The organism is Pseudomonas sp. NPDC088368, assembly GCF_044753445.1.
Classification (GTDB): domain Bacteria; phylum Pseudomonadota; class Gammaproteobacteria; order Pseudomonadales; family Pseudomonadaceae; genus Aquipseudomonas; species Aquipseudomonas bambusae.
In genome coordinates this window covers 150239-171900 of sequence record NZ_JBIVNG010000013.1, presented here as the reverse complement: position 1 = coordinate 171900, position 21662 = coordinate 150239, and the positions used below count along the sequence as shown (strand labels likewise).

The window sequence follows — 21662 nt, the reverse complement described above, 5'->3', positions numbered from 1 at the left end:
CTGCGAAGCGGCAGTAAAACCAGAGAACTCTATTCACCTGACACACCGCGTGGACGGGTTTTGCCATCGCTTCGCAATGGATCGCAGGCAAGCCAACTCCTACGGCCTTCGGCCAGAATCAAAAGCCAATGCCAACACCAACGCGAAGTTACATTGCGATCCGCTTCTGCCGAAGGCGTGGGAGTTGGCTTGCCTACGATCTGCTGCGAAGCGGCAGTAAAACCAGAGAACTCTATTCACCTGACACACCGCGTGGACGGGTTTTGCCATCGCTTCGCAATGGATCGCAGGCAAGCCAGCTCCTACGGCCTTCGGCCAGAATCAAAAGCCAATGCCAACACCAACGCGAAGTTACATTGCGATCCGCTTCTGCCGAAGGCCTGGGAGCGTTGCTTGCTCGCGATCCATTGCGCAGCAATGGCAACCACGGCGTATGCGGTGGGTCAGGCGGATCGAAGTCGTCAGGTTTTGCTGCCGCTGCGCGACAGATCGTAGGCAAGGTGGAGCGCCACCCCGGCACTCCTACGGCCTTCGGCCAGAATCAAAAGCCAATGCCAACACCAACGCGAAGTTACATTGCGATCCGCTTCTGCCGAAGGCGTGGGAGCGTTGCTTGCTCGCGATCCATTGCGCAGCAATGGCAACCACGGCGTATGCGGAGGGTCAGGCGGTTCGAAGTCATCAGGTTTTGCTGCCGCTGCGCGACAGATCGTAGGCAAGGTGGAGCGCCACCCCGGCACTCCTACGGCCTTAGGCCAGAACCAAAAGCGAATGCCAACACCAACGCGAAGTTACATTGCGATCCGCTTCTGCCGAAGGCGTGGGAGCGTTGCTTGCTCGCGATCCATTGCGCAGCAATGGCAAATCCGGTGGATGCGGTCTGTCAGGTCTGACCGCATGCCCCGAACGATCAGCCTCCTGAATCGCCTTCACGCCATGAAACGGGCATAAAAAAGGCCGCGTTCGCACGCGGCCTCTTCTATATATAGCCAAATCACAGGTCGGCTATCCGCGACACCCTAAGGGATGCCGCAGGCAGATCAGAACGATTTGCCGGACTTCACGCGTTCCAGGTCGCTCTTGACCATCAGGTCACACAGTTGCTCCAGCGTGGTCTTGGCTTCCCAGCCCAGTACGCGCTTGGCTTTTTCCGGGTCGCCGATCAGCAGTTCGACTTCGGCTGGACGGTAGAACTTCGGGTTGACCTGAATGACGGTCTTGCCGGTCTTGGTGTCGATGCCGTGCTCGTTGTCAGCGCTGCCTTTCCATTCCAGCTCGATGTCCACAGCCTTGAACGCCATGGACACGAAGTCACGAACGGTTTCGGTGCGGTTGGTGGCCAGAACGAAGGTGTCCGGCTCGTCGGCTTGCAGCATGCGCCACATACCTTCGACGTATTCCTTGGCGAAACCCCAGTCGCGCTTGGCGTCCATGTTGCCCAACTCAAGCACGTCCTGCTGGCCCAGCGAAATACGGGCAACGGCGTCGGTGATCTTGCGGGTCACGAACTCTTTACCGCGCAGCGGCGATTCGTGGTTGAACAGGATGCCGCTGGAACCGAAGATCCCGTAGGACTCACGGTAGTTGATGGTCATCCAGTGAGCGTAGAGCTTGGCCACGCCGTACGGGCTACGCGGGTAGAAATCGGTGGCTTCGGTCTGAGGGACCTGTTGCACCTTGCCGAACATCTCGGAGGTCGAGGCCTGATAGAAGCGGATCTTCGGGTTAACGATGCGGATCGCTTCCAGCAGGTTCACCGCGCCGATGCCGGTGATTTCTGCGGTGGTGACCGGTTGCTCGAAGGACACGCCTACGAAGCTCTGGGCCGCCAGGTTGTAGATCTCGGAAGGCTCAGCCTTCTGCAGCAGGCGAATGCTCGCGCCCAGGTCGGTCAGGTCATGTTCGACCAGTTCCAGGTTCGGGTGATTCAACGCGCCGACTTCTTCCAGACGCCAAAAGTTGACCGAACTCGTACGGCGATAGGTGCCGTAGACCTTGTAGCCTTTTTCGAGAAGCAATTGGGTGAGGTAGGCGCCGTCCTGACCGGTAACGCCTGTGATAATCACTGATTTGCTGGGTGCATTCATTGCTTCATGTTCCGCTGTGGGACAGAGTCCGTTTTACTGTTGTTACTCAACCAGATGTTGACGCTATCCACGCTTTCCTCGGAAAGCTTGCCAGCCCAACGGTTGAGAATGAACAGGTTTGTGATGAAGTCGTATTGCGTCTTGAGCAGGTCGCGACGAGCCTTGAACTCGTTCTGCGTCGCAGTCAACACGTCCACGGCATTCACCACCCCATAAGAAAACGCCTTGTCTGCCGCAATGCTGGATTGCTCGGCAGAACTGAGGGCGTTCCGGTTGGCGCGTATTTTTTCGACACTGGAGTCCGCGGTCAAGTAAGCATTTGTCGTTTCCTTGACGACTTGCCGACGTGTCGCCTCCATTTGTTCCTCCGCCGTAATCTGATCCTGATACAGACCACGAACGCGCGCAGAGGTTGAACCACCACTATAGATCGGAATTTGCACATTGACGCCCGCGACATAGCTATCGGTTCTTGGCGCCAATGCGTTGTTGTAACCTTCGTTGGTATTTTGCGCGCTGAGGTTCAGGCTGACGGTCGGGTAATGCCCGCCCTTGCCCCCGCGCAGCGCGGCCTCAGCGGCTTCGACAGCGTGTTGGCTGGCGAGAATCTGCGGGTTATTGACGGTCGCCAACTGCACCCAACTGTCGAGGGTTTCAGCCGAAACTTTGAGTTCGACGTCGTTACGCACACGGCTAAGACGCTCGGTCACCGGACGACCAATGATCTCCGACAGCGCCGCACGGGTCACGCGAACCTGGTTACGGGCGTCTACTTCCTGCGCCGTCAACGAGTCGACCCGAGCCTGAATGTCGAGCTTGTCGGTAATCATTGCCAGTTGTTTCGCGTACAGCGCATTGACCCGATCAAGGTTCTTCTGCGTGGCGCGCAACTCGGCCTGCACCAATTCCAGTTCGTCGTCCGCCGCCAACGCCGCGAAATAACGCTGCGCGAGATCGACGGTGGCTTCGGCCTGGGCTTCCTTGGATTCTTCGCCGGCTTGCTTGGCGAGGCTTTTGAACTTCTCGTAGTTCTCCCAGGCCGCCTTGTTGTAAATGTGCTGGCTGAGCTGGAGCGCGTAGTTTTCGCTGCTGTACGACTGAGTGATCAGCTCGTTTTCCTGGTGGATGCGGTTCTTGCCCGCACTGATACTCACCTGCGGCAGCAACCCGCCGAACGCTTCGCGCTGCTGTTCCTTGCTCGATTGGGCACGGGAATATGAAGCGAGGACCCGAGGGTCCTCCAGACGCGATTCACGATAAAGCTGCATCAGGTCAGCGGAATAGGTCTTCGCGCTGACGCTGGTCGCCGGGGGCTTGGGCTTCGAGGGTTCGGCTGTTTTCGGCTCAGCGGCCTGGACTTGCAGCGCCAGCATTCCCAACATCAGACATGGAAACAGACGCACAGTCACTCCTCGATCAACGATTGCGAGATGGCGTTACGCGCCGGCTGCAACAGGTATTGCAACATCGTCCGCTCGCCGGTTTTGACCAGCACGTCGGCCGGCATACCCACCAACAGCTTGCGGTCACCCAGTTTGTGCGCACCGGCTTCGGTCACTTTGACCCGCGCCAAATAGTACGGCTGGCCTGTTTTTTCGTTGGTCAGGCGGTCCGCGGAAACAGCGGTGACGATGCCTTCAATCACTGGCGTGGTCGCGCTGTTAAAAGCGCTGAAACGAATGTCGGCCAGTTTGTCGATGCCAACGCGGTTGATGTCTTGCGGCGGAATCTGAGCTTCCACCACCAGATCGGACACCGAAGGCACGATGTCCAGCAGCGGCGTGGCCTGACGCACGACGCCACCGATGGTGTGAACGGTCATGCCGATGACCATGCCGTCATCCGGCGCACGAATAATGACGCGAGTCAGACGATCAGCCAGCGCAGCGGTCTTCTCTTGCAGGTCATAGGCTTTGGTCTGCACTTCAGCCAATTGCTTGGCGACGTCAGAGTTGAAGTCTTTGTTGATCTGCAGGATCTGCAATTGTGTTTCGTTGATCTGCAAACGGGTTTTGGTGATGGTCGAGCGGTGATCCGCGACTTCCGACTTCAACATGTCCAGCTTGCGTTGCTGCTCAAGCATGCGCTGTTTGTCGACGAAGCCTTGGGCCAGCAAGTCTTTCAGGTCACCAATCTCGCCGGTGTACGAGCCTTCGAGGTTGTTCTTGGTGCCGATCATGTCTTCGGTGCCTTTGATCTGCTGATTCAGCTGACCAATGCGTTCCTGCAAGACCGAAATCTGCCCCAGACGCGCGCCGCGACGGGCGTTGAACACCTGAGTTTCGCCAGCACGCGCTTCGACACCGCGAGGGGTGTCTGCTTCCGCCATAGAGCCGAAGTCGATGGACGGCAGGTTATCGCGCTCAGCGATCAGACGCGCTTCCATCGCCTTGGCCGCGATCAACTGGTTGTGGTTCATGTCGTACTCGGCGCGCAATTGCGCGTCATCGAGCACAATCAACGGGTCGCCTGTCTTGACGATATCGCCGTCATGCACCAGCACGTCTTTGACGATGCCGCCTTCCAGGTGCTGAACCGTCTTGCGATAGGCTTGCACGGTCACGACGCCCGGCGCGTAAACGGCGCCGTCGATCGGAGCAACCGCAGACCACACACCAAAGATGCCGAAGGTCACCAGCAGGATGGTGAAGCCCAGACGGCGGGTCTTGGTGTCGGAAACGGGTAAATCCGAGAAGTTATCGGGTTGGATACTGAGCGTGCGGGTCATCGATATCTTCCTGTCAGGCGCGAGCGGTCGCGCCTGTGCCCACTTGGGCTTTTTGTTGAGCGGCGATCTGTTGCTTGTTGAGCTCTTCCATCACTTGGTCGCGCGGACCGTACATGCTGATGCCACCGGCGCTCATGACGAGCAAACGGTCAAGCTGGGACAGAATCGTCGTACGGTGCGTGATCACGAAGATCGTCGCGCCGGTCTGTTTCAATTCCTGGATGGCGGTGGCAAGCGCACGCTCGCCCACTTCGTCGAGGTTGGAGTTGGGCTCGTCGAGCAAGATCAGGCGGGGCGAACCGTAGATCGCACGGGCCAGACCTACGCGCTGGCGTTGACCGCCCGACAGGTTGACGCCGTCGCTGCCGATGACCGTGTCGTAGCCTTCCGGCAGTTGCAGGATCATCTCGTGGACGCCCGCCGTTTTCGCGGCCTTGACCACGAGTTCAGGATCAACGTCGGCAAAACGCGCGATGTTTTCGCTGATGCTGCCTTCGAACAGTTCGATGTCCTGAGGCAGATAGCCCAAATGCGGACCCAATTCGTGCTTGTCCCAATTGGCGATGTCGGCGCCATCAAGACGGACCACGCCGTGCTGCGGGGCCCAGACACCCATCAGCGCACGGGCCAGCGTCGATTTGCCGGACGCACTCGGACCGATGATGCCGACCACCGCACCCGCAGGCACGGCGAAGCTGATGCCTCGAATGATCGGGGCTTTGGAGCCCGGCGCACCGACGATCAGGTTCTCGACCAGGATGTTGCCCTGCGGAACCGGCAGCGACATGCGCTCAGGCTCGGCTTTCTGTTTGTCGAGGATGTCGTTCAGGCGGTCATACTGGGAGCGGGCGGCGATGAAGCCTTTCCAGCTGCCGATGATCAGGTCGATTGGCGCCAGGGCGCGACCCAGCAGCACGGAGCCGGCGATGACCAAGCCCGGGCTGATTTCGTGGTTGACCGCCAGATAGGCACCCAGACCCAGAATCAACGACTGAATCAGCATGCGGAAGGTTTTGGAAATGGAGCTAATGACGCCGCCACGGTCGCTGGCATGGGATTGCAACAGCAGGACGTTGCGCTGACGACGGCTCCAACGCTCGATCAGCGTGTTGAGCATGCCCATCGATTCGATGACTTCGGCGTTGCGCAGGTTTTTGGTGGTGTAGAGCGTCGCAGAGATGTTTTCTTTGTTCGCCTGACCCAGAGCCTTGCCGGTGAAGCGCTCGTTGAGGTACGCCAGAATCAGCAACACAATGGCACTGCCAATCGCGACCCAGCCATACCACGGGTGGAACAGGAACATCACAGCAACGTAAATCGGCAGCCACGGGGCGTCGAAAAACGCGAACAGGCCGTTGCCCGTCAGGAATTGACGCAAGCCGGTCAGGTCGTTGAGCGACTGGGCCGACGCATCCATACCGCCACTGTCCAGGGCGCGCTTGAAACTGGCCTTGTAAACGTCGCGGCTGAGCAACACGTCGAGGCGGGTACTGACGCGAACCATGATCCGCGAGCGAATCCACTCAAGCGAACCCATGGTGATGACCAGGATGGTCATGATCAGTGTCAGGACAGACAAAGTGGTGAGGTTACCGCTCGTTACCACCCGGCCGTAGACCTGGAGCATATAGAAGGTAGGAACCAGCATGAGCGCATTGACGAACAAGCTGAAAAAGCCGACCGAGATAAAACTGCTCCTGCAAGATTTCAGGGCAGCCTGCAAGCTGTTTTCATGTGTGCTGCGCATATTTGACTACTGCCGCTATGGGTAACAGGAAAAGCGCGCGAGTGTAACATCGCCACTATTCCTGACAAATGAAAAGGTGTTTAGGGTCGCAGGTATTTTCCAAGCTGCATGTAGGAGCTTTCTCTGCACGCTGAAGGCCTTTGGAGCCACGAATAGCCCTGATGCAAAAAATTTGCCCACCTGCGCCAACGCCCCTAAACTCGGCCCCGCCTGTGGTCGACCTCATCGGCGGCCAGGACGATTTGCCAAATAAATGGCGAACCTCCCCGCTGCCCAGCCCTGCCTCGCAACGCCGTATGGATCGTCGCGCAGGAGACCATGCGACAGGCGGTAGGGGATCAAGCGTAGTCGTTCGACTCCTGATCGCCGCCTTCGATGACAATCATTTGACTACGTCCGACCGACGGTTAAGCGCAGCCGGGTCTGATCCATTACAAGAACAGCCGCCTGTTCGACTCCGCTAAGGATTAGCAATGATTCACTCTTCAAAAATTGCTGTCGTCATTCCCAGCTATAAAGTCAAAGCCCACATTCTGGGTGTCCTCCAAAACATCGGTGAGGAGGTCGACGTCATTTACGTGGTCGACGACTGCTGCCCTGATCAGTCGGGCGAATTCGTCAAGGCCAACTGCACCGACCCACGGGTCAACGTCATCGTCTGCCCTGTCAACCAAGGTGTCGGCGGCGCCGTGATGACAGGTTACGAGGCCGCCATTGCCGATGGTGTCGACATCATCGTCAAGGTCGATGGCGACGGGCAGATGGACCCGGCGCTGATCCCGGACTTCGTATTGCCCATTGCCAATGGCGAAGCGGACTACACCAAAGGCAACCGTTTCTTCGACCTTGAAGAGATTCGTCAGATGCCGAAAATGCGGCTCTTCGGCAATGCGACGTTGTCGTTCATGACCAAACTGTCGTCCGGTTACTGGGATCTGTTCGACCCGACCAATGGCTTTACAGCCATACATGCAAACGTCGCGTCTCACCTGCCGATGAAGAAGATCAGCCAACGCTATTTCTTCGAAACGGACATGCTGTTCCGCCTGAACATCCTGCGGGCCGTGGTGATCGACGTTCCGATGGATGCCAAGTACGACGACGAAGTCAGCAACCTGAAGATTTCCAAGGTCGTGGGCGAGTTTCTGGTCAAGCACATCCGAAACATGAGCAAGCGCGTGTTCTACAACTATTACCTGCGCGACATGTCCCTCGCTTCTATCGAGCTGCCGGTCGGCGTTCTCCTGGTACTGGCTGGCACATTGTTCGGCGTCAGCCACTGGATCGGCGCATTGAGCTCCGGCATCCAGACGACGCCAGGCACCGTGATGCTTTCGGCGCTGCCAATCATCGTGGGCACGCAGTTCATTCTGGCGTTTTTGGGGCAGGACATCGCGTCCGTTCCTCGCCGCGTTCTTCATTTGCACAAGAAGAAAAAACTTCTCGGCCAAGGTGTTAAACCATGATTTATTTCGTCGCGCTGATCTGCGTGCTGGGCATTGCGGGCGGGCAGATCCTGTTCAAACTCAGCGCCACTTCGCTGCATAAGACCGGCAACTTGTTTGACCCCGGCACTTTGATGACGCTGTTCTCGGCATTCGCGCTGTACGGCGTGACGACCCTGGCCTGGGTCTGGGTGCTGCAAAAGGTCGAACTGGGCAAGGTGTACCCACTGATGGCCCTGGCCTTCGTGCTGGTCCCCATCGGCAGCTACTTCGTCTTCGGCGAAAAATTCCAGAGCCAGTATTTTGTGGGCGTTGCGGTCATCATTGCCGGGATCGTCATTACCGTTAAGGCGTGATGTGATGGGGGGTGGGACAGATAAACGGTGCTGGCAGGTTTGCTGCCGCTGCGCAGCAGATCGCAGGCAAGCGAGCTCCCACGGCCTTTGGCCAGATTCAAGAGCCAGGCCGCGTCGCAGATTCCCGTTCAGCCTGGATCGCAACCCATCCCGACCTCGCTGAATCGTTGTCTCATCATGACCCCACTCTGCCTGAATCACGGCCTCACACCACGCCCGCTTCTGCCAAAGGCGTAGGAGCTGGCTTGCCTGCGATCTGCCGCGAAGCGGCAGCAAATCCGGAGCATGCGGTGTGTCACTTCCAAGGCGCCGGATCACCAAACAACTGCCCCTGCACCCCTTCGATTCCCATCTCGGCAATCACCAAATGCTCGCCCTCGGTCTCGACCCGCTCGGCGATCAAGGGCAGGTCGATGCTGTGCGCCGCCCGCTGCACGGCTTCTATAAAGAGGCGTTTGTGGCTTTCTTCGTCGATGGCGCGGATGTAACTGCCGTCGATCTTCAAATACGCCAACCCAAGGTGCGCCAGGTTACCGATCATGCTGAAGCGGCCACCAAACCGCTGCAGCGCCAACGTGAAGCCAGCGGCCTGCAGGCGACGGGTGAGTTTTTCCAGCACCGCCTGTTCAGGCAATTGCTCCTCACCAATCTCGATGGTCAGCCGCCCTGCCAGTTTTGGATGCTGACGCAGCGCGTCGAACACTTGGTCCAGCGCCGCAGGGTCACTCAACGTCGCGGCAGACAGGTTCAGCGCCAATGACTGGTCGTGGGTCTGAAGGTGCTTGAGCACTTGGTGCAGCATCAGCAGGTCCAACCGGCTCGACCAGCCGAACCGCTCGATCCACGGCAGGAAACGCCCAGCCGGAACGGCTTCGCCCTGCTCGTTCACCAGCCGCGACAACGCCTTGTAATGCAGCACCTTCGTGATATCACGCGTGCCGACCACCGGCTGGAAGAACAGCTCGAAGCCACCATGAGTCAACGCATGATCCAGCACGCGATGCCACGTGTGCTGATCATCACCGCTAGGCGCGACTTCGCCGTTCTCGACGTAACTCCAGGTTTGCTCGCCTTGGGTTTCGGCCTGTGCCAGTGCCTGATCCGCCAGCCCCAGCAACGTCAGCGGTGCCTCGCCGGGAACATAGGGCGCCAATCCCATGTGCGCGACAGGCGACACGTCGGACGCCCCGGTGGCTTCGAGTGTTTTGAGCGCCAATTCCAGATCGTGAACCAGCGCCAGCGCCTCTTCACGGGCCATGCCCGGCGCCAGCACCGCGAACTCACCGCCCCGCGAACGGCTGATGAGGTTCCGGATTTTCGGATATTTCTCGCAGTGCGAGAGCAGCATCTGTGCGACCGCGATCAGCAGGGCATCGGTGCGCTTGCCGCCCAGGCGCAGGTTCAGACCCGCTAGATCTTGCACGCGCAACAGCAGCAGATGGCCCGCTCGATGCTCTTCCTGACTGCTGACATGGGCCTTGAGCTGCATGTCGAAGTACCGCCGGTTCGACAAACCGGTCAGGCTGTCCTGATATGACTCAACGCGCAGTTTCTCGCTGCGCTCCGAGCTTTCCTTGAACAGTGCCTTGAGTTTATCGACCATCTGGTTCATCGCCTGCACCACCCGACGCAGCTCAGGCGTGCGCGGCAACTCCGGAAGCGTCAGAAACTCGCGACGGGCAATCGCCTGGGATTGCGCAACCATGTAATCCAGCGGTTTGAGTTGACGACGCAGCAGCAGCGCCCCGAGCAATGCGCTAACGATGCCGCACAACACCAGCCAGCCGAGGCTGCCCAATGCGCTCTGCCACAGCTTGGCCAATGCGAACATTGGATGGCTCACCACCTCGACTCGCGCGGTCTGTTGCCAGCCGCGACTCACGATCCCTTCACCGCCTCCCGGTGCCAGGCCGATGGCGTTGATGAACCATTGCGGCACGCCTTGATTGTCAGGCTCCGCGCTGCGCTCGACGATCACCGCATTGGTCGCCAGGTCCACCACGCGAATACTGGCGTAATAGCCGCTGTCGAAAATCGACGTCACCATCAACTCAACCATCGCCGGGTCGTCGATGTTGGCGGTCAGCGACAGCGCCAACGACGTCGCGGCGTCTTGCGCGTGAGACTGCAGCTGATTGACGTACTGCGCCCGCGAGCTTTCCAGGCTGACGACAAAACTGCCCGCAAACGCGACAACCAGAAACAGACAGATAGCGATCAACAGCTGTTTGAACAGAGACATCAGTACTCCTAATTCTAAGGCTCGGTCGGGAAGCCTTCGGCGGCCATTTTCTTCAACACGTCCTGCCAACGCGACAGGCGCTTGGTATCGCCCACTTTCTTATTGCCCTGCGCACCCGGCAGCCACAGCCCTTCGGCATTGAAGGCGTAAACCGGCAACAGGTCCGTCCGTTCGCTGGCGGGTTTGATTTCGTTGATGAGGCTGTCGAGCACCAGCGGCATCGCATTGGGGCTCGAATAATAGGTCAGCACCATGTGCGCACGATTGAGGCGCAACGCCTTGACGTAGGTGATCAGCAATTTCTCGCTTGGAACGCCCAGCCGACGCAGACTGAAATATTTGGCGATGGCGTAGTCTTCACAGTCGCCCGCGCCCTTCCACAGCGACTCGATGGGCGTGGACCAGTAATCGACCTCATGCCACAGGTCGATGTCTTCTTCGTAACGCATCTGTTTATTGAAGAACTGATTCACCACCGCCAGCTTGTCCATCTCGCTGACCTGCTTCTCGGTCGCCAGCAGATTCTGCCAGGCGTCGATCCGTTGCTTGCCAGCCCCTAACGGACCGTACAGCGCTTCGGCTCTTCTGCTGATCAGCGCGAAATCCCAATCCGCCGCCAGATAGCTCGTACACGCCGTGCACGCCAGTGCAAGCGCCAAAAGCCACCACAACCCTGGGCGCTTATGAGCTGAACGTACTGCCAATTCGTTGAGTCCATCAGGCAAACGGATAACCGGAAAGCGATGGTGAGGGGTCGAGGGGAAAAAGACAATGGCGCAGTGAAATCATCCGTTCGAAGTCCCTCAAAAACATTAGATCAATAAAGCCCGCGCTCTATAGCGAAACAATCTCAACGAAGACAACTTCGAAGTTGCCAGCACTTGGGGAATTCCCCCTATACTTGCAGCGCCTGAGGTGTCTGATTCAGTACGAGTTTATATTCATCCGCGACATTCGTCGTGCCAAGGTGAATGACTACGATCATGCGGGCCTGCTGCACTTAATTACCCGTGCTGATCAATACAGTGACAGCCTTCCATTTTTTGATTCTAACTTTCCCATCGAACGCGCGCGGGGAAGTGTTTTCGCCCGTTTCATACGATCAATAAGCAGCCCAGCGAAGATATAAAACCCGAGGATGTAGAGTGACCATAAAAGGATTTTTAAAAAGGGAGTTTTCTGCACTGAGCGACGGCTGGCACGCGTGGTATCTGCTGGCATTGCACGACATCAAAGGGCGCTATCGCCGTTCGTTCATTGGACCGTTCTGGATCACATTGACCTCCCTGTTATTCGTCGGTGGCTTGGGGCTGGTGTATTCACGGCTCCTGAATCTGGACCTCAAGGAATATCTGCCCTTCCTCGCCTGCGGCATCATTGTCTGGACATTCATTCTGACCTTCATCAATGAAGGTGCGAGCGCGATCATCAACTCCGCGCACATCATCAAACAAATCAGCATGCCGATATTGACCCATATTTTCCGGGTCGCCTTTCGCAATACGCTGATCTTTCTGCACAGCTGGATCATTCTGATTCCGCTGTTGATGTGGTACGGCTACCTGACCTGGTTTGGGCTGCTGTGCTCAATCCTGGGCATCGTGCTGGTGGTCTTCGCCCTCACTCCCTTTGCCGCATTATTGGCGGTGATCTGTGCACGCTACCGCGATGTCCTACCCATGGTCACCAGCGCGATGCAGCTGCTGTTCTTCATCACGCCCGTCATGTGGCACCCCGCCCAACTGGCCGGTCTGAGCGAAGTAATTCGCTACAACCCCTTCGTCTACCTCATCGACCTGGTCCGCGAGCCCATGCTCAACGGCCTGTTTCCCGCTGCATCGGCCGGGCTGGTTCTGGCAATGGGCGCAGTGCTGTGGGGCATCGCGCTTTCGATGCTCTTTCTTAATCGCAAACACATTCCTTACTGGGTCTGACCATGGCGTATCTGATCGCAGAAGGTGTCACCGTCGATTACCCGATTCTCGATGTCGGCCGCCGCTCCTTCAAAAAGGACGCGCTGTCGTGGGTCACCGGGGGGCGCATCGGTGAAAACGCCAGCCACCACCTGAGCATTCGGGCGCTGGATGGCGTCAATCTTGAGGTTCAGCCCGGCGAGAGAATCGGGCTGCTGGGGCACAACGGCTCAGGCAAAAGCACGCTGCTCAAAGTGATGGCCAACGTTTACTGGCCCACCCTTGGCGAGCTTCGATCTTCAGGAAGAATTACCTCCCTCCTCGACCTCACGCTGGGCATGGAAGTGGAAGCAACGGGCTATGAAAACATCTTCCTGCGCGGCGCGATCCTCGGCGTGAAACCGAGCGAGATCAAACAAACGATCAACGACATCGCCGAATTTTCGGGGCTGGGTGACTACCTGAACCTACCGCTACGAACCTATTCGTCCGGCATGCTGGTGCGCCTGGGGTTTTCCATTTCGACGGCGTTTCCTGCGGACATCATTTTGATGGACGAATGGCTGGGCGTGGGCGATGCGCAGTTCCAGGAGCAGGCCAACACGCGCCTGAATGAGATGACGTCCAACGCATCGATTCTGGTATTGGCCTCTCACTCTCCAGAACTGATTAACAGCGTCTGCAATCGCGGCATCAGACTCGAACACGGAAAAATAACCGAAGACTTTCTCATCGGATAACCGCCATGAAGATAGCAATCGTTTCATCCTACAAACTCGAATGCGGGATCGCGCGGTTTTCCGAAGTCCTGTACCGAAACTTGATGCCGGACAATGAAGTGTCGATTTTTGAACTGCCACCGCAAGAACTTAAAAAAAGTTTTGGTGCCTCTGACGCAGAAGCTGATCAATTCATTGGGGCGATCTGTGAACAGCTCAAATCATTTGACGCGGTTTCGATCCAATGCGAGTACGGACTGTTTTCAGATTCCATCGGCATCTCGATTCAACGTATCAAACGCCTGTTGTCGGCCAATCCCAATTCGACGATCACATTCCACACCGTATTCAGCCGATCCAGCTCGGCGGATGTCGCGCTGCCTTCGCTCGCAAGGCTGGTATTTCGCCCCCGCTCTACCGTCATGGACTTCGCCAGAAGTTGGCGGTCCAGCAAAACGGCGCGTTATGAGCTAGGCCTGTTTCAGTTCATCCGCGAACACAAGATCAAAGTCATCGTGCACACCGAAACCACAAAGCGCGTTCTTCAACAGCGCTTCAAATTGGTCAACGTTGAATGCCATCCGCTTTGCTACACGACAGAAAAAGAAAAATCTGAATACGACCATCCGGCCTGTCGCGAGGAGCTCATCAGCCGGCTCGGCCTGGAGGAGGATGACCGTCTGATCGGCGTTTTCGGTTTTTTCGGCGGCTATAAGGGCTTCGATTACGCGATCCAGTGCATCGCCAGGCTCCCCGACAATCACAAATTGCTGATTTTTTCAGGGCTACACCCGACCGCCATCAAACAATCCGACACCTCGCAGATCGACCAACTGGTCAACCTCGCGAGGAAACACAAAGTTTTGGGGCGCACGTTTTTCATGGGCAGCGTCGACGATGCAGCCATGTACAAGGCGATCGCCGGCGTGGATTTTTCCTGGCTTCCCTATCGAGAAGTCGGGCAGGAAGCTTCGGCGATCTGCAGCGAAGTGGCAGAGCTGTCAAAGCGCATGATCATTTCCCGAAATTTTGCGTTTGTGGACTACATGAAATTCAAGCTGCGCGACGACTACGAGTTTTTCGAGATCGGCAACGTGGAAGAGCTGCGACTCAAAACGATTCACTACGACACCTACCACCCACCGATGATGTCGCTGTCCGCGAAGGATCACGCCGCGTTGCAGACCCGTTTTTACCTCGACCAATTGAGTCGGCCAGCGGTGTAGATCACACCCTTCACTCCAACATTGCCGAGCCGGAGGCACATCGACTGAATGTGTACACCGCGAACGCCGGCGCGTTCAGACACCTGTCCTTGCCCATCCGATGCCGGGAGCACTTTGATGCCCGCCAAAATGCCTGATTCATTTTCGGTTTATCTGGACCTGCTTCGTGTCGTGGCCGCCGTCACGGTGCTGGTTTCGCATTACCCACTCACGGCGGCCTTGGGGGCGATAACAGACCGCTACAATTTCGGTTATGACGCGGTGGTGGTGTTTTTCGTGCTGTCCGGCTACGTCATCAGCCATGCTGTCGACACGAAAGAGCGGGATGGTCTGACATACAGCGTGAACCGCATCGCGAGAATCTTCCCCGTGGCCGCCGTCGCCGTGGTGTTGTCGTGGCTGCTCATGAGCTTGGGCAACGCCACGAATCCCACACTTCATCCTGACGCTTTTCAACTCGATGCGCCGGCCTACTACGTCATCCGCACGCTCTCCTTCACCAGCGAGTTCTGGTGGGATGACATTCGCCCCTTCGGCAACGGTCCGTACTGGAGCCTGGCATTCGAAGTGTGGTGTTACGTGATCTACGGACTGGCCATGTTCACGCGCGGTCATTGGCGAGTGGGGCTGGTGCTGCTTGCGCTGCTGCTGACGGGGCCCAAACAGTGGCTGGTGATGCCGATATGGCTCGCTGGGGTCGCTGCCTATCACTGCAGAGATCGAATCAATCCGGGGCGTCCCATGCTGTGGGCGCTGTGTATTCTGCCACCCGTGGTGTTTCTCACCCTGCAACTGAGCAATCCTCGAGACTGGTCGTACCCTCTGGTCGGTATGCACATCGAACGTTTCTTGGGCCATGGACTGGACGGCGCTGCCAATTGCGGCTGGGGCTATCTGCTTGCCGTATTGGTCGCAGCGCACTTGTTCGCGGTTCGTAAGCTGTGTCTGCTCATGTCGTTCAATGCCCGCGGGCGTGCACCAACGATCATTCGGCAACTCGCTGCCTACACCTTCAGCCTGTATATCATCCACCACCCGCTGCTGACCTTCTGGCACGCGGAGTTGGGACAAACCCGCGATTTCTATAGTCCCGACCTGAGGGGGCTCGTTTATCTGGGCACGCTCATTCCGGTTTTCATCCTTGGGTATCTGGTCGAGCGCAAAAAGAAAGTTTTTCGGATCATGATCCTCGCCGCTTTTGCCAATACCAAACGGATGATGAGTCCCTGAGCAGGCAGCTTCGACTGCCGTTCTCTGGTATTCTTGCAGCCCTCCAGAATGCGGCGAAGCCCCGTAAATCCGGTTGTACCGCAGGGCTTTTCCCCTGTGAATTCGCAGAGTCGAGCACATCGGACAGTGCCGCGAGCCCGCATGGCGTTGTTACCGCAGATTGCAACCATTTGGCACTTTAAGGATTGGAAACCATGGGATTGATACCCGTAATTTTGTCTGGCGGCGTTGGTAGCCGGTTGTGGCCCGTTTCTCGCGAGGCCCATCCCAAACCTTTCATGACCCTGCCTGACGGACAGAACCTGATTCAGAAAACCTTTCTGCGTGCTGCGGCGCTGGACAGTGTTTCGGAAGTACTGACAGTCACTAACCGCGAACTGCTCTTCAAGACAGAAGACGAGTACCGGACCGTGAATACCAGCGGCGTTGCTCAGAGCTACATCCTTGAGCCTTTCGGCCGCAACACCGCCGCCGCCGTCGCCCTGGCCGCCCTGCAATTGAAAGAAGCTCACGGCTCCGACGCCCACATGCTGGTCCTGGCCGCCGACCACCTCATTCAAAACGAAACAGCGTTCGCCCAAGCCGTTGCCAAAGCGGTTCAGCTGTCGGAAAAGGGCTTCCTGGTCACCTTCGGCATCAAGCCTCAGTACCCTGAAACCGGCTTTGGTTACATCGAAGCGGGCGCGCCGATCGACTCGAACGGCGGCTTGCAGGTCGCCCGGTTCGTCGAGAAACCGGACTTGGCCACGGCCGAGTCTTATCTGGCGGCGGGCAACTACTTCTGGAACTCCGGCATGTTCTGCTTCAAGGTCGGGACTGTGCTGGAAGAGTTCGCCAAACATGCGCCGGACGTGCTCAGCGCCGTTGCGGTTGCCATGGAGCGTTCGCGTCTGACCCAGGCCGATCGCTATCGCTGCCTGGCGCTCGACCCGGCCTCGTTCGGCGACGTGCCGGACATTTCCATCGACTACGCGCTGATGGAGCGTTCCGACAAGGTCGTGACCGTCGCCTGCGACATCGGCTGGAGCGATATCGGTTCGTGGAACGCGGTCAGCGAGCTGACCCCGGAAGACGAAAACGGCAACCGCTTCGAAGGTGAAGTGCTGTCTCACGGCGCGAAGAACAACTACGTCAACAGCGAAGACCGTCTGACCGCGCTGGTCGGGGTTCAAGATTTGCTGGTCGTCGACACCCCCGATGCGCTGATGATTGCGCATAAAGACCACGCGCAGGACGTCAAGAACATCGTCGGCCAACTCAAGAAAGCCGGCCACACCCTGCACCTCCTGCACCGCACCGTGCACCGCCCGTGGGGCACGTACACCACGCTGGAAAACGGTGAGCGCTTCAAGATCAAGCGCATCGTGGTCAAGCCCAAGGCATCGCTGTCCTTGCAAATGCACCATCACCGCAGCGAACACTGGATCGTTGTGAGCGGCATGGCCGTGATCGTTAACGATGACCAGGAACTGATGCTCAACACCAACGAATCGACGTTCATCCGCGCCGGTCACAAACACCGCCTGAGCAACCCTGGTGTCATCGACCTGGTGCTGATCGAAGTGCAGAGCGGCGATTACCTGGGCGAAGACGATATTGTGCGTTTCGAAGACGTCTACGGTCGCGCCAACTGACCAGACGAGGTCTGTCTTGCTCTGACCGCGCAGCCGGTTGCCTCTCTGTCACGAGCGCAACCGGCTCTCCCATCTTCAATCGAGGCGTTTTTTCTGCCCGTCAGTGAAAAGCGTCCTTCGATGCCGGCTCTCACGCACGACACCGGCCACGCACCTGCATTCGTACGTTCGGAACAGCAATGATCAAAGTTCTACACTTCTTCAAAACCTACTACCCGGAAACACCGGGCGGCGGGATCGAGCAAGTCATTTTTCAGCTGGCGCAAGGCAGCGCGGTCTACGGCATCGAGCCGCAAGTGCTGTACCTGAGCGCCAACGGCTCGGCTCGCAATCAGACCGTGGGCAATCACATTACCCATCGCTCGAAACAGGATTTCCATGTTGCGTCGACAGGCTTTTCGCTGTCCGGGATTCGGGATTTCAAAGCGCTGGCGGCTCAGGCAGACGTCGTGCATTACCACTTTCCATGGCCCTATATGGACGTGGCGCACTTCGCGACACGGATGAAGAAGCCCTCGTTGGTGAGCTACCACTCGGACATCGTCAAACAGAAAACCCTGCTCAAGCTGTATTCGCCGCTGATGAACCGCTTTCTCGGGAGTGTTGACCGAATTGTGGCGTCGTCCCCGAATTACGCCGCCAGCAGTGAGGTGTTGACCCGCTTCAAAGACAAGGTCGAGATCATTCCGTATGGCCTGGACCGCGCGACCTACCCGGCGCCCTCCCCCTCCAGACTGGCGGACTGGAAACAGCAATTGGGCGAGCGTTTCTTCCTGTTCGTAGGCGCATTGCGTTACTACAAAGGCCTGGATTTCCTCCTCGAAGCGGCGCATCAGACGAAGCTGCCCGTCGTGATCATGGGCGGCGGGTACGAAGAGCAGCAGTTAAAGGCGAAGGCCGCTGCGCTTGGGCTGAGCAACGTGACCTTCCTGGGCGGACTGGGTGACGAGGACAAAAACGCACTCCTCGCGCTGTGCGAAGCGTTCGTCTTCCCGTCTCACCTGCGTTCGGAGTCGTTCGGCATTTCGCTGCTGGAAGGCGCGATGTATGGCAAGCCGATGATTTCCTGCGAAATGGGCAGCGGCACGACGTTCATCAACATTGCCAATGAAACCGGGCTGGTCGTCCCGCCCCGTGACTCGAATGCGTTGGCAGCGGCCATGAACACCCTGTGGCATGACCGGGAACTGGCCAGCCGCATGGGCGCCAAGGCGGCTCAACGTTATGAAGAAGTGTTCACGGCGGAGAAGATGGTGCGGTCTTATGCGGCGCTGTATCAGGAAGTTGTGAACAGGCGGTGAGCCTCACAAGGGCTTTTGCCATAGGACGTTATGCCCGGTGAAGCATCGGCTTACAAAATTTACGGCATAGACGGTTCGTGTGAAAACAGCTCATTGAGAGCCGCTTGGCCTGTATACTTCCGCGCGCCTCATATCGCTAACGACGGTCACTCACCTCATTCTGTGACGGGGCGCAATCTATTCATGATGTGTCAGAGGATTTGACGTTTAATGCGCCGGAAAGCCCATCAGTTTGCCTATCGAAGTCGATTTCAACTTTATTTTGTTACAGCGTTCCTGCTCCTTTCTATCATTCCACTGATCGCAACGATCATCTCGATCTGGAAACAGGACCGCATCGAGTCCAACTCCGTAGTTCGGTGGTATCACTCTGTTGTGGAGCCGGTTCAAGAGCTGCGACCTTTGATGATTTTTCCACAATCGTGGGAGGGCCATTGGTACGACAGCGATAAAAATTATCACCACTTCGAAAAATGGTTCGGAGATCGTCTCGCTTTCAGAGACTTGATGATTCGCTCAAAAAACGAACTCGACTATCGTTTGTTCAAATCGTCCTCTCGCGTGTACTTTGCATCGGGCAAAGAAATTTATGGCCGACATCTTCTGGATATCGAGCTACCTGCAGTAGAGAATTTTCTGACAACTCCTGGTAACGCTGACTACGTGCGGCGAGGAATGATTAGTTTCTCCAACGCACTCAAGGCCGAAGGGGTCACGACGCTGTTCGTTACACCCCTGCAGAAAGAATACTTTTGGCCAAACCGCCTTCCGTTCTTCGCACCCAAGCTCGACCGTTCGAGCCATTTCTTCAGCCTGTACACGCAGCTGAATAATGAGCCGCAACTGAACGTGGTGGATGTCGTTGGCATTCTCGACAAACTTCAAGTCACGACGCCGACGTTCTATAGGCAAGACTTCCATTGGACCAATATGTCCGCGATGGCGGTTTCGAAGGATATCGTCAACACCATCGCACGCTGGGAAGGTTCAACCCTTTCCTGGTCACATCCTATGGATTACAGCCTCAAACCCTACGCGGGTTCCGATGCGCGTTTTTCTGCCCGTCTTTTTGCACGGGATTCTGTATTCGAGCCACAGCTGAATCATGCTTGGGCGGAAGTGCATGAAAAAACGCCGATGGACGCCTCGAAGACCGGATTGGAGTCCGAGACGAATACGATCACTGACAAGGGGCTGCTTCCTTCAGCATGCATGTTCGGAAACAGTTTCAGTGACGGCATGCTCGAAGCGGGGATCGCGGATTACTTCCAATCCTTCACCAAGCTGGATCGGACACGCGACATGTCAGAAGTCCCGACGCTGATCCGTGGCAGATGCAAGTACCTGATCGTGCAGATTCTGGATTTGCAAATCCAGCACTGGTCAGCCTTCCAGCGTAGAGGACTGGGCTCCTGAGCCCACATCAACTGTCACGGTATTGGTAGCTTCTTATGGTTTTTTCCTCACCAGTTTTTCTGTTCATTTTCTTTCCGTTGTTCTATCTCACTTATTTAGTGGTCCCCAAGACACTGCGAAACGGCCTGATCCTGATCGCAAGTATCGGGTTTTATGTCTTTGGTGCCGGGGCGTTGACCGCAGTCGCAATCGTCATGCTGGCGGCGAACTGGGTAATCGCTTTCTGCCTCGATGCTTCACGGAAACGCTCGCCAGGCGGAAGGGTCGGTAAAACCATCTTGCTGGCCGCAGTGGCTCTGAATCTGCTTCCACTGGCGATGTATAAATACCTGCTGTTCTTTTTGCAGGTGTGGATGGATACGACCGGAATGAACATGGGTACCGTCATTGAAAGATGGACGTTGGCCCTGCCGCTTGGCATTTCCTTCTACACATTTCACTTCATCTCCTACATCGTCGACGTCTACCGGGGCAGCATCAAACCCGAGAAAGCGCTGCATCGCTTTGCGATCTACATTTTTCTCTTCCCGCACCTGATCGCAGGGCCTGTCGTCCGCTTTTCTGAAATTGCCGAACAGCTGCATGTGCGTCGGCGAATAATCGTGCAGAGTGATCTGTTTTGGGGTCTGGTTATTTTCATTATCGGCCTGAGCAAAAAGATTCTGATTGCCGACCCTTTGGGGAATGTCGTGACGCTGGGTCATCGCCCGGACCTTGAGCTGACCACTTATTCAGCCTGGCTGAGTTCGGTTTGTTACTCGTTCCAGATCTATTTTGACTTTTCCGGCTACACCGATATGGCAATCGGCATGGCAAGAATGATGGGGTTCAGATTCCCCAAAAACTTCAATCGTCCCTATGCTGCAACGAGTATCACCGAGTTTTGGCAACGTTGGCACATGACCCTGTCTCGGTGGTTCCGGGATTATCTCTACATACCACTGGGAGGTAACCGAGCCAGCAAAACGACGACGCTGAGAAACCTGTTCATCGTATTCCTGCTCTGCGGCCTGTGGCACGGGGCCGCTTACACATTTCTGGTGTGGGGCGTGGGTCATGGCCTATTGATCGTCGCAGAACGTGCAGGCTGGATTAACTTGCGCGCACTCAAACTGGGTAGCTTTCCCGTTTTCATTCTTGCAACGCTGCTTTGGGTGCCTTTCAGGGCGGGGAGCATGGACGAGGCGATCAGGTTTTGGTCGGCCATGTTCGGGCATGGGAACGAGCTGCATCTTTGGGTAGCCAGCAACAGCGCATTGCAGGATTACAAAACACTGGCTCTATTAGTACTGGCGGTCGTGATTTGCTTCGTCAGTGACGGTTCTTTTTATCGCCTCAGAACCAAAGCCATCCGCTACCGGAAATGCATCGCGCTTGGTTGCCTGGCGCTTTACCTTTGCTCAGCAATATCGGTCGTGGAGTCAGGATTCAATCCGTTCATTTACTTCCAATTCTGATCGTAAGGCACCTGCCGTCGCACGCCGGATCATACTGGCGTGCACGCTGGAGCTTGAAACAGCGCTGCTGCACGAGCAGCTGATAGAACCTCGGCACGGCGTCTCAAGGGCGACCGCGGTGCTCGTCTCACCGCGCTTGCGCGCCAGTCCCACGAACATAG

Annotated in this window: 17 protein-coding genes; 11 read left to right on the top strand and 6 right to left on the bottom strand. The window is 57.0% G+C overall.

Features of this window, described 5'->3' with window-relative positions; all coding sequences use genetic code 11:
• A partial coding sequence (locus ACIQAL_RS26540; RefSeq protein ID WP_401150573.1) for a hypothetical protein occupies positions 1-220 on the top strand: 220 nt, incomplete at its 5' end.
• Between the two features lie 820 nt (positions 221-1040).
• Here the strand turns inward: ACIQAL_RS26540 and gmd are convergent.
• From gmd to ACIQAL_RS26520, 4 genes are read right to left on the bottom strand one after another with little or no spacing between them, the layout of a single operon-like run.
• Positions 1041-2087 carry a GDP-mannose 4,6-dehydratase gene (gene gmd, locus ACIQAL_RS26535; RefSeq protein ID WP_166597530.1) on the bottom strand — a complete coding sequence of 349 codons (1047 nt, stop codon included), beginning with the start codon at positions 2085-2087 and terminating at the stop codon, positions 1041-1043.
• A complete protein-coding gene (locus ACIQAL_RS26530) occupies positions 2084-3460 on the bottom strand; it encodes a TolC family outer membrane protein (RefSeq protein WP_401150605.1) in 1377 nt (458 codons plus the stop codon). The genes gmd and ACIQAL_RS26530 overlap by 4 nt, the downstream gene beginning before the upstream one ends.
• Before the next feature lie 32 nt (positions 3461-3492).
• Entirely contained in the window at positions 3493-4815 is a 1323-nt protein-coding gene (locus ACIQAL_RS26525) for an HlyD family type I secretion periplasmic adaptor subunit (RefSeq protein WP_401150571.1), read from the bottom strand.
• A gap of 13 nt (positions 4816-4828) precedes the next feature.
• On the bottom strand, positions 4829-6562 hold the full coding sequence (locus ACIQAL_RS26520; RefSeq protein ID WP_401150569.1) for a type I secretion system permease/ATPase: 1734 nt from the start codon (positions 6560-6562) through the stop codon (positions 4829-4831).
• Positions 6563-7035: 473 nt separating this feature from the next.
• On the opposite strand from ACIQAL_RS26520, the gene ACIQAL_RS26515 reads away from it, so the two are divergent.
• Both ACIQAL_RS26515 and ACIQAL_RS26510 read left to right on the top strand, forming a co-directional pair.
• Positions 7036-8028: a glycosyltransferase family 2 protein gene (locus ACIQAL_RS26515; RefSeq protein ID WP_401150567.1), complete on the top strand. Its 993-nt coding sequence runs from the start codon at positions 7036-7038 to the stop codon at positions 8026-8028.
• Complete coding sequence (locus tag ACIQAL_RS26510) at positions 8025-8363, top strand: EamA family transporter (protein WP_166597526.1); 339 nt, start codon at positions 8025-8027, stop codon at positions 8361-8363. The genes ACIQAL_RS26515 and ACIQAL_RS26510 overlap by 4 nt, the downstream gene beginning before the upstream one ends.
• A 295-nt stretch (positions 8364-8658) precedes the next feature.
• On the opposite strand, the gene lapD is transcribed toward ACIQAL_RS26510, so the two are convergent.
• Positions 8659-10605, bottom strand: coding sequence for a cyclic di-GMP receptor LapD (gene lapD / locus ACIQAL_RS26505; protein ID WP_401150565.1), 1947 nt, complete (start codon positions 10603-10605; stop codon positions 8659-8661).
• Between the two features lie 14 nt (positions 10606-10619).
• A complete protein-coding gene (lapG, locus tag ACIQAL_RS26500; RefSeq protein WP_401150564.1) occupies positions 10620-11309 on the bottom strand; it encodes a cysteine protease LapG in 690 nt (229 codons plus the stop codon).
• A gap of 441 nt (positions 11310-11750) precedes the next feature.
• Here lapG and ACIQAL_RS26495 point away from each other — a divergent pair, with 441 nt between their 5' ends.
• The 8 genes from ACIQAL_RS26495 (at position 11751) to ACIQAL_RS26460 (ending at position 21501) form a co-directional block, all read left to right on the top strand.
• Complete coding sequence (locus ACIQAL_RS26495; RefSeq protein ID WP_401150563.1) at positions 11751-12539, top strand: ABC transporter permease; 789 nt, start codon at positions 11751-11753, stop codon at positions 12537-12539.
• Between the two features lie 2 nt (positions 12540-12541).
• Positions 12542-13258 carry an ABC transporter ATP-binding protein gene (locus ACIQAL_RS26490; RefSeq protein ID WP_401150561.1) on the top strand — a complete coding sequence of 239 codons (717 nt, stop codon included), beginning with the start codon at positions 12542-12544 and terminating at the stop codon, positions 13256-13258.
• Between the two features lie 83 nt (positions 13259-13341).
• Positions 13342-14463 carry a hypothetical protein gene (locus ACIQAL_RS26485; RefSeq protein ID WP_401150559.1) on the top strand — a complete coding sequence of 374 codons (1122 nt, stop codon included), beginning with the start codon at positions 13342-13344 and terminating at the stop codon, positions 14461-14463.
• Between the two features lie 117 nt (positions 14464-14580).
• On the top strand, positions 14581-15693 hold the full coding sequence (locus ACIQAL_RS26480; RefSeq protein WP_401150558.1) for an acyltransferase family protein: 1113 nt from the start codon (positions 14581-14583) through the stop codon (positions 15691-15693).
• Positions 15694-15887: 194 nt separating this feature from the next.
• Positions 15888-17327 (top strand): mannose-1-phosphate guanylyltransferase/mannose-6-phosphate isomerase, encoded by a 1440-nt coding sequence (locus ACIQAL_RS26475; protein ID WP_401150557.1) that lies wholly within the window; start codon positions 15888-15890, stop codon positions 17325-17327.
• Positions 17328-17506: 179 nt separating this feature from the next.
• Complete coding sequence (locus ACIQAL_RS26470; RefSeq protein WP_401150555.1) at positions 17507-18628, top strand: glycosyltransferase family 4 protein; 1122 nt, start codon at positions 17507-17509, stop codon at positions 18626-18628.
• A gap of 210 nt (positions 18629-18838) precedes the next feature.
• Positions 18839-20044, top strand: a complete 1206-nt coding sequence (locus tag ACIQAL_RS26465; RefSeq protein WP_401150554.1) for a hypothetical protein — start codon at positions 18839-18841, stop codon at positions 20042-20044.
• Positions 20045-20079: 35 nt separating this feature from the next.
• Positions 20080-21501, top strand: coding sequence for an MBOAT family O-acyltransferase (locus tag ACIQAL_RS26460; RefSeq protein WP_401150552.1), 1422 nt, complete (start codon positions 20080-20082; stop codon positions 21499-21501).
• The last annotated feature ends 161 nt before the right edge of the window (positions 21502-21662 follow it).

What these genes read in the sequence shown, in the direction of transcription:
- gmd (WP_166597530.1), bottom strand. Translation starts at nt 2,087, where the DNA reads ATGAATGCACCCAGCAAATCAGTGATTATCACAGGCGTTACCGGTCAG.
- ACIQAL_RS26530 (WP_401150605.1), bottom strand. Translation starts at nt 3,460, where the DNA reads ATGCTGGCGCTGCAAGTCCAGGCCGCTGAGCCGAAAACAGCCGAACCC.
- ACIQAL_RS26525 (WP_401150571.1), bottom strand. Translation starts at nt 4,815, where the DNA reads ATGACCCGCACGCTCAGTATCCAACCCGATAACTTCTCGGATTTACCC.
- ACIQAL_RS26520 (WP_401150569.1), bottom strand. Translation starts at nt 6,562, where the DNA reads ATGCGCAGCACACATGAAAACAGCTTGCAGGCTGCCCTGAAATCTTGC.
- ACIQAL_RS26515 (WP_401150567.1), top strand. Translation starts at nt 7,036, where the DNA reads ATGATTCACTCTTCAAAAATTGCTGTCGTCATTCCCAGCTATAAAGTC.
- ACIQAL_RS26510 (WP_166597526.1), top strand. Translation starts at nt 8,025, where the DNA reads ATGATTTATTTCGTCGCGCTGATCTGCGTGCTGGGCATTGCGGGCGGG.
- lapD (WP_401150565.1), bottom strand. Translation starts at nt 10,605, where the DNA reads ATGTCTCTGTTCAAACAGCTGTTGATCGCTATCTGTCTGTTTCTGGTT.
- ACIQAL_RS26490 (WP_401150561.1), top strand. Translation starts at nt 12,542, where the DNA reads ATGGCGTATCTGATCGCAGAAGGTGTCACCGTCGATTACCCGATTCTC.
- ACIQAL_RS26485 (WP_401150559.1), top strand. Translation starts at nt 13,342, where the DNA reads ATGCCGGACAATGAAGTGTCGATTTTTGAACTGCCACCGCAAGAACTT.
- ACIQAL_RS26480 (WP_401150558.1), top strand. Translation starts at nt 14,581, where the DNA reads ATGCCCGCCAAAATGCCTGATTCATTTTCGGTTTATCTGGACCTGCTT.
- ACIQAL_RS26475 (WP_401150557.1), top strand. Translation starts at nt 15,888, where the DNA reads ATGGGATTGATACCCGTAATTTTGTCTGGCGGCGTTGGTAGCCGGTTG.
- ACIQAL_RS26470 (WP_401150555.1), top strand. Translation starts at nt 17,507, where the DNA reads ATGATCAAAGTTCTACACTTCTTCAAAACCTACTACCCGGAAACACCG.
- ACIQAL_RS26465 (WP_401150554.1), top strand. Translation starts at nt 18,839, where the DNA reads ATGCGCCGGAAAGCCCATCAGTTTGCCTATCGAAGTCGATTTCAACTT.
- ACIQAL_RS26460 (WP_401150552.1), top strand. Translation starts at nt 20,080, where the DNA reads ATGGTTTTTTCCTCACCAGTTTTTCTGTTCATTTTCTTTCCGTTGTTC.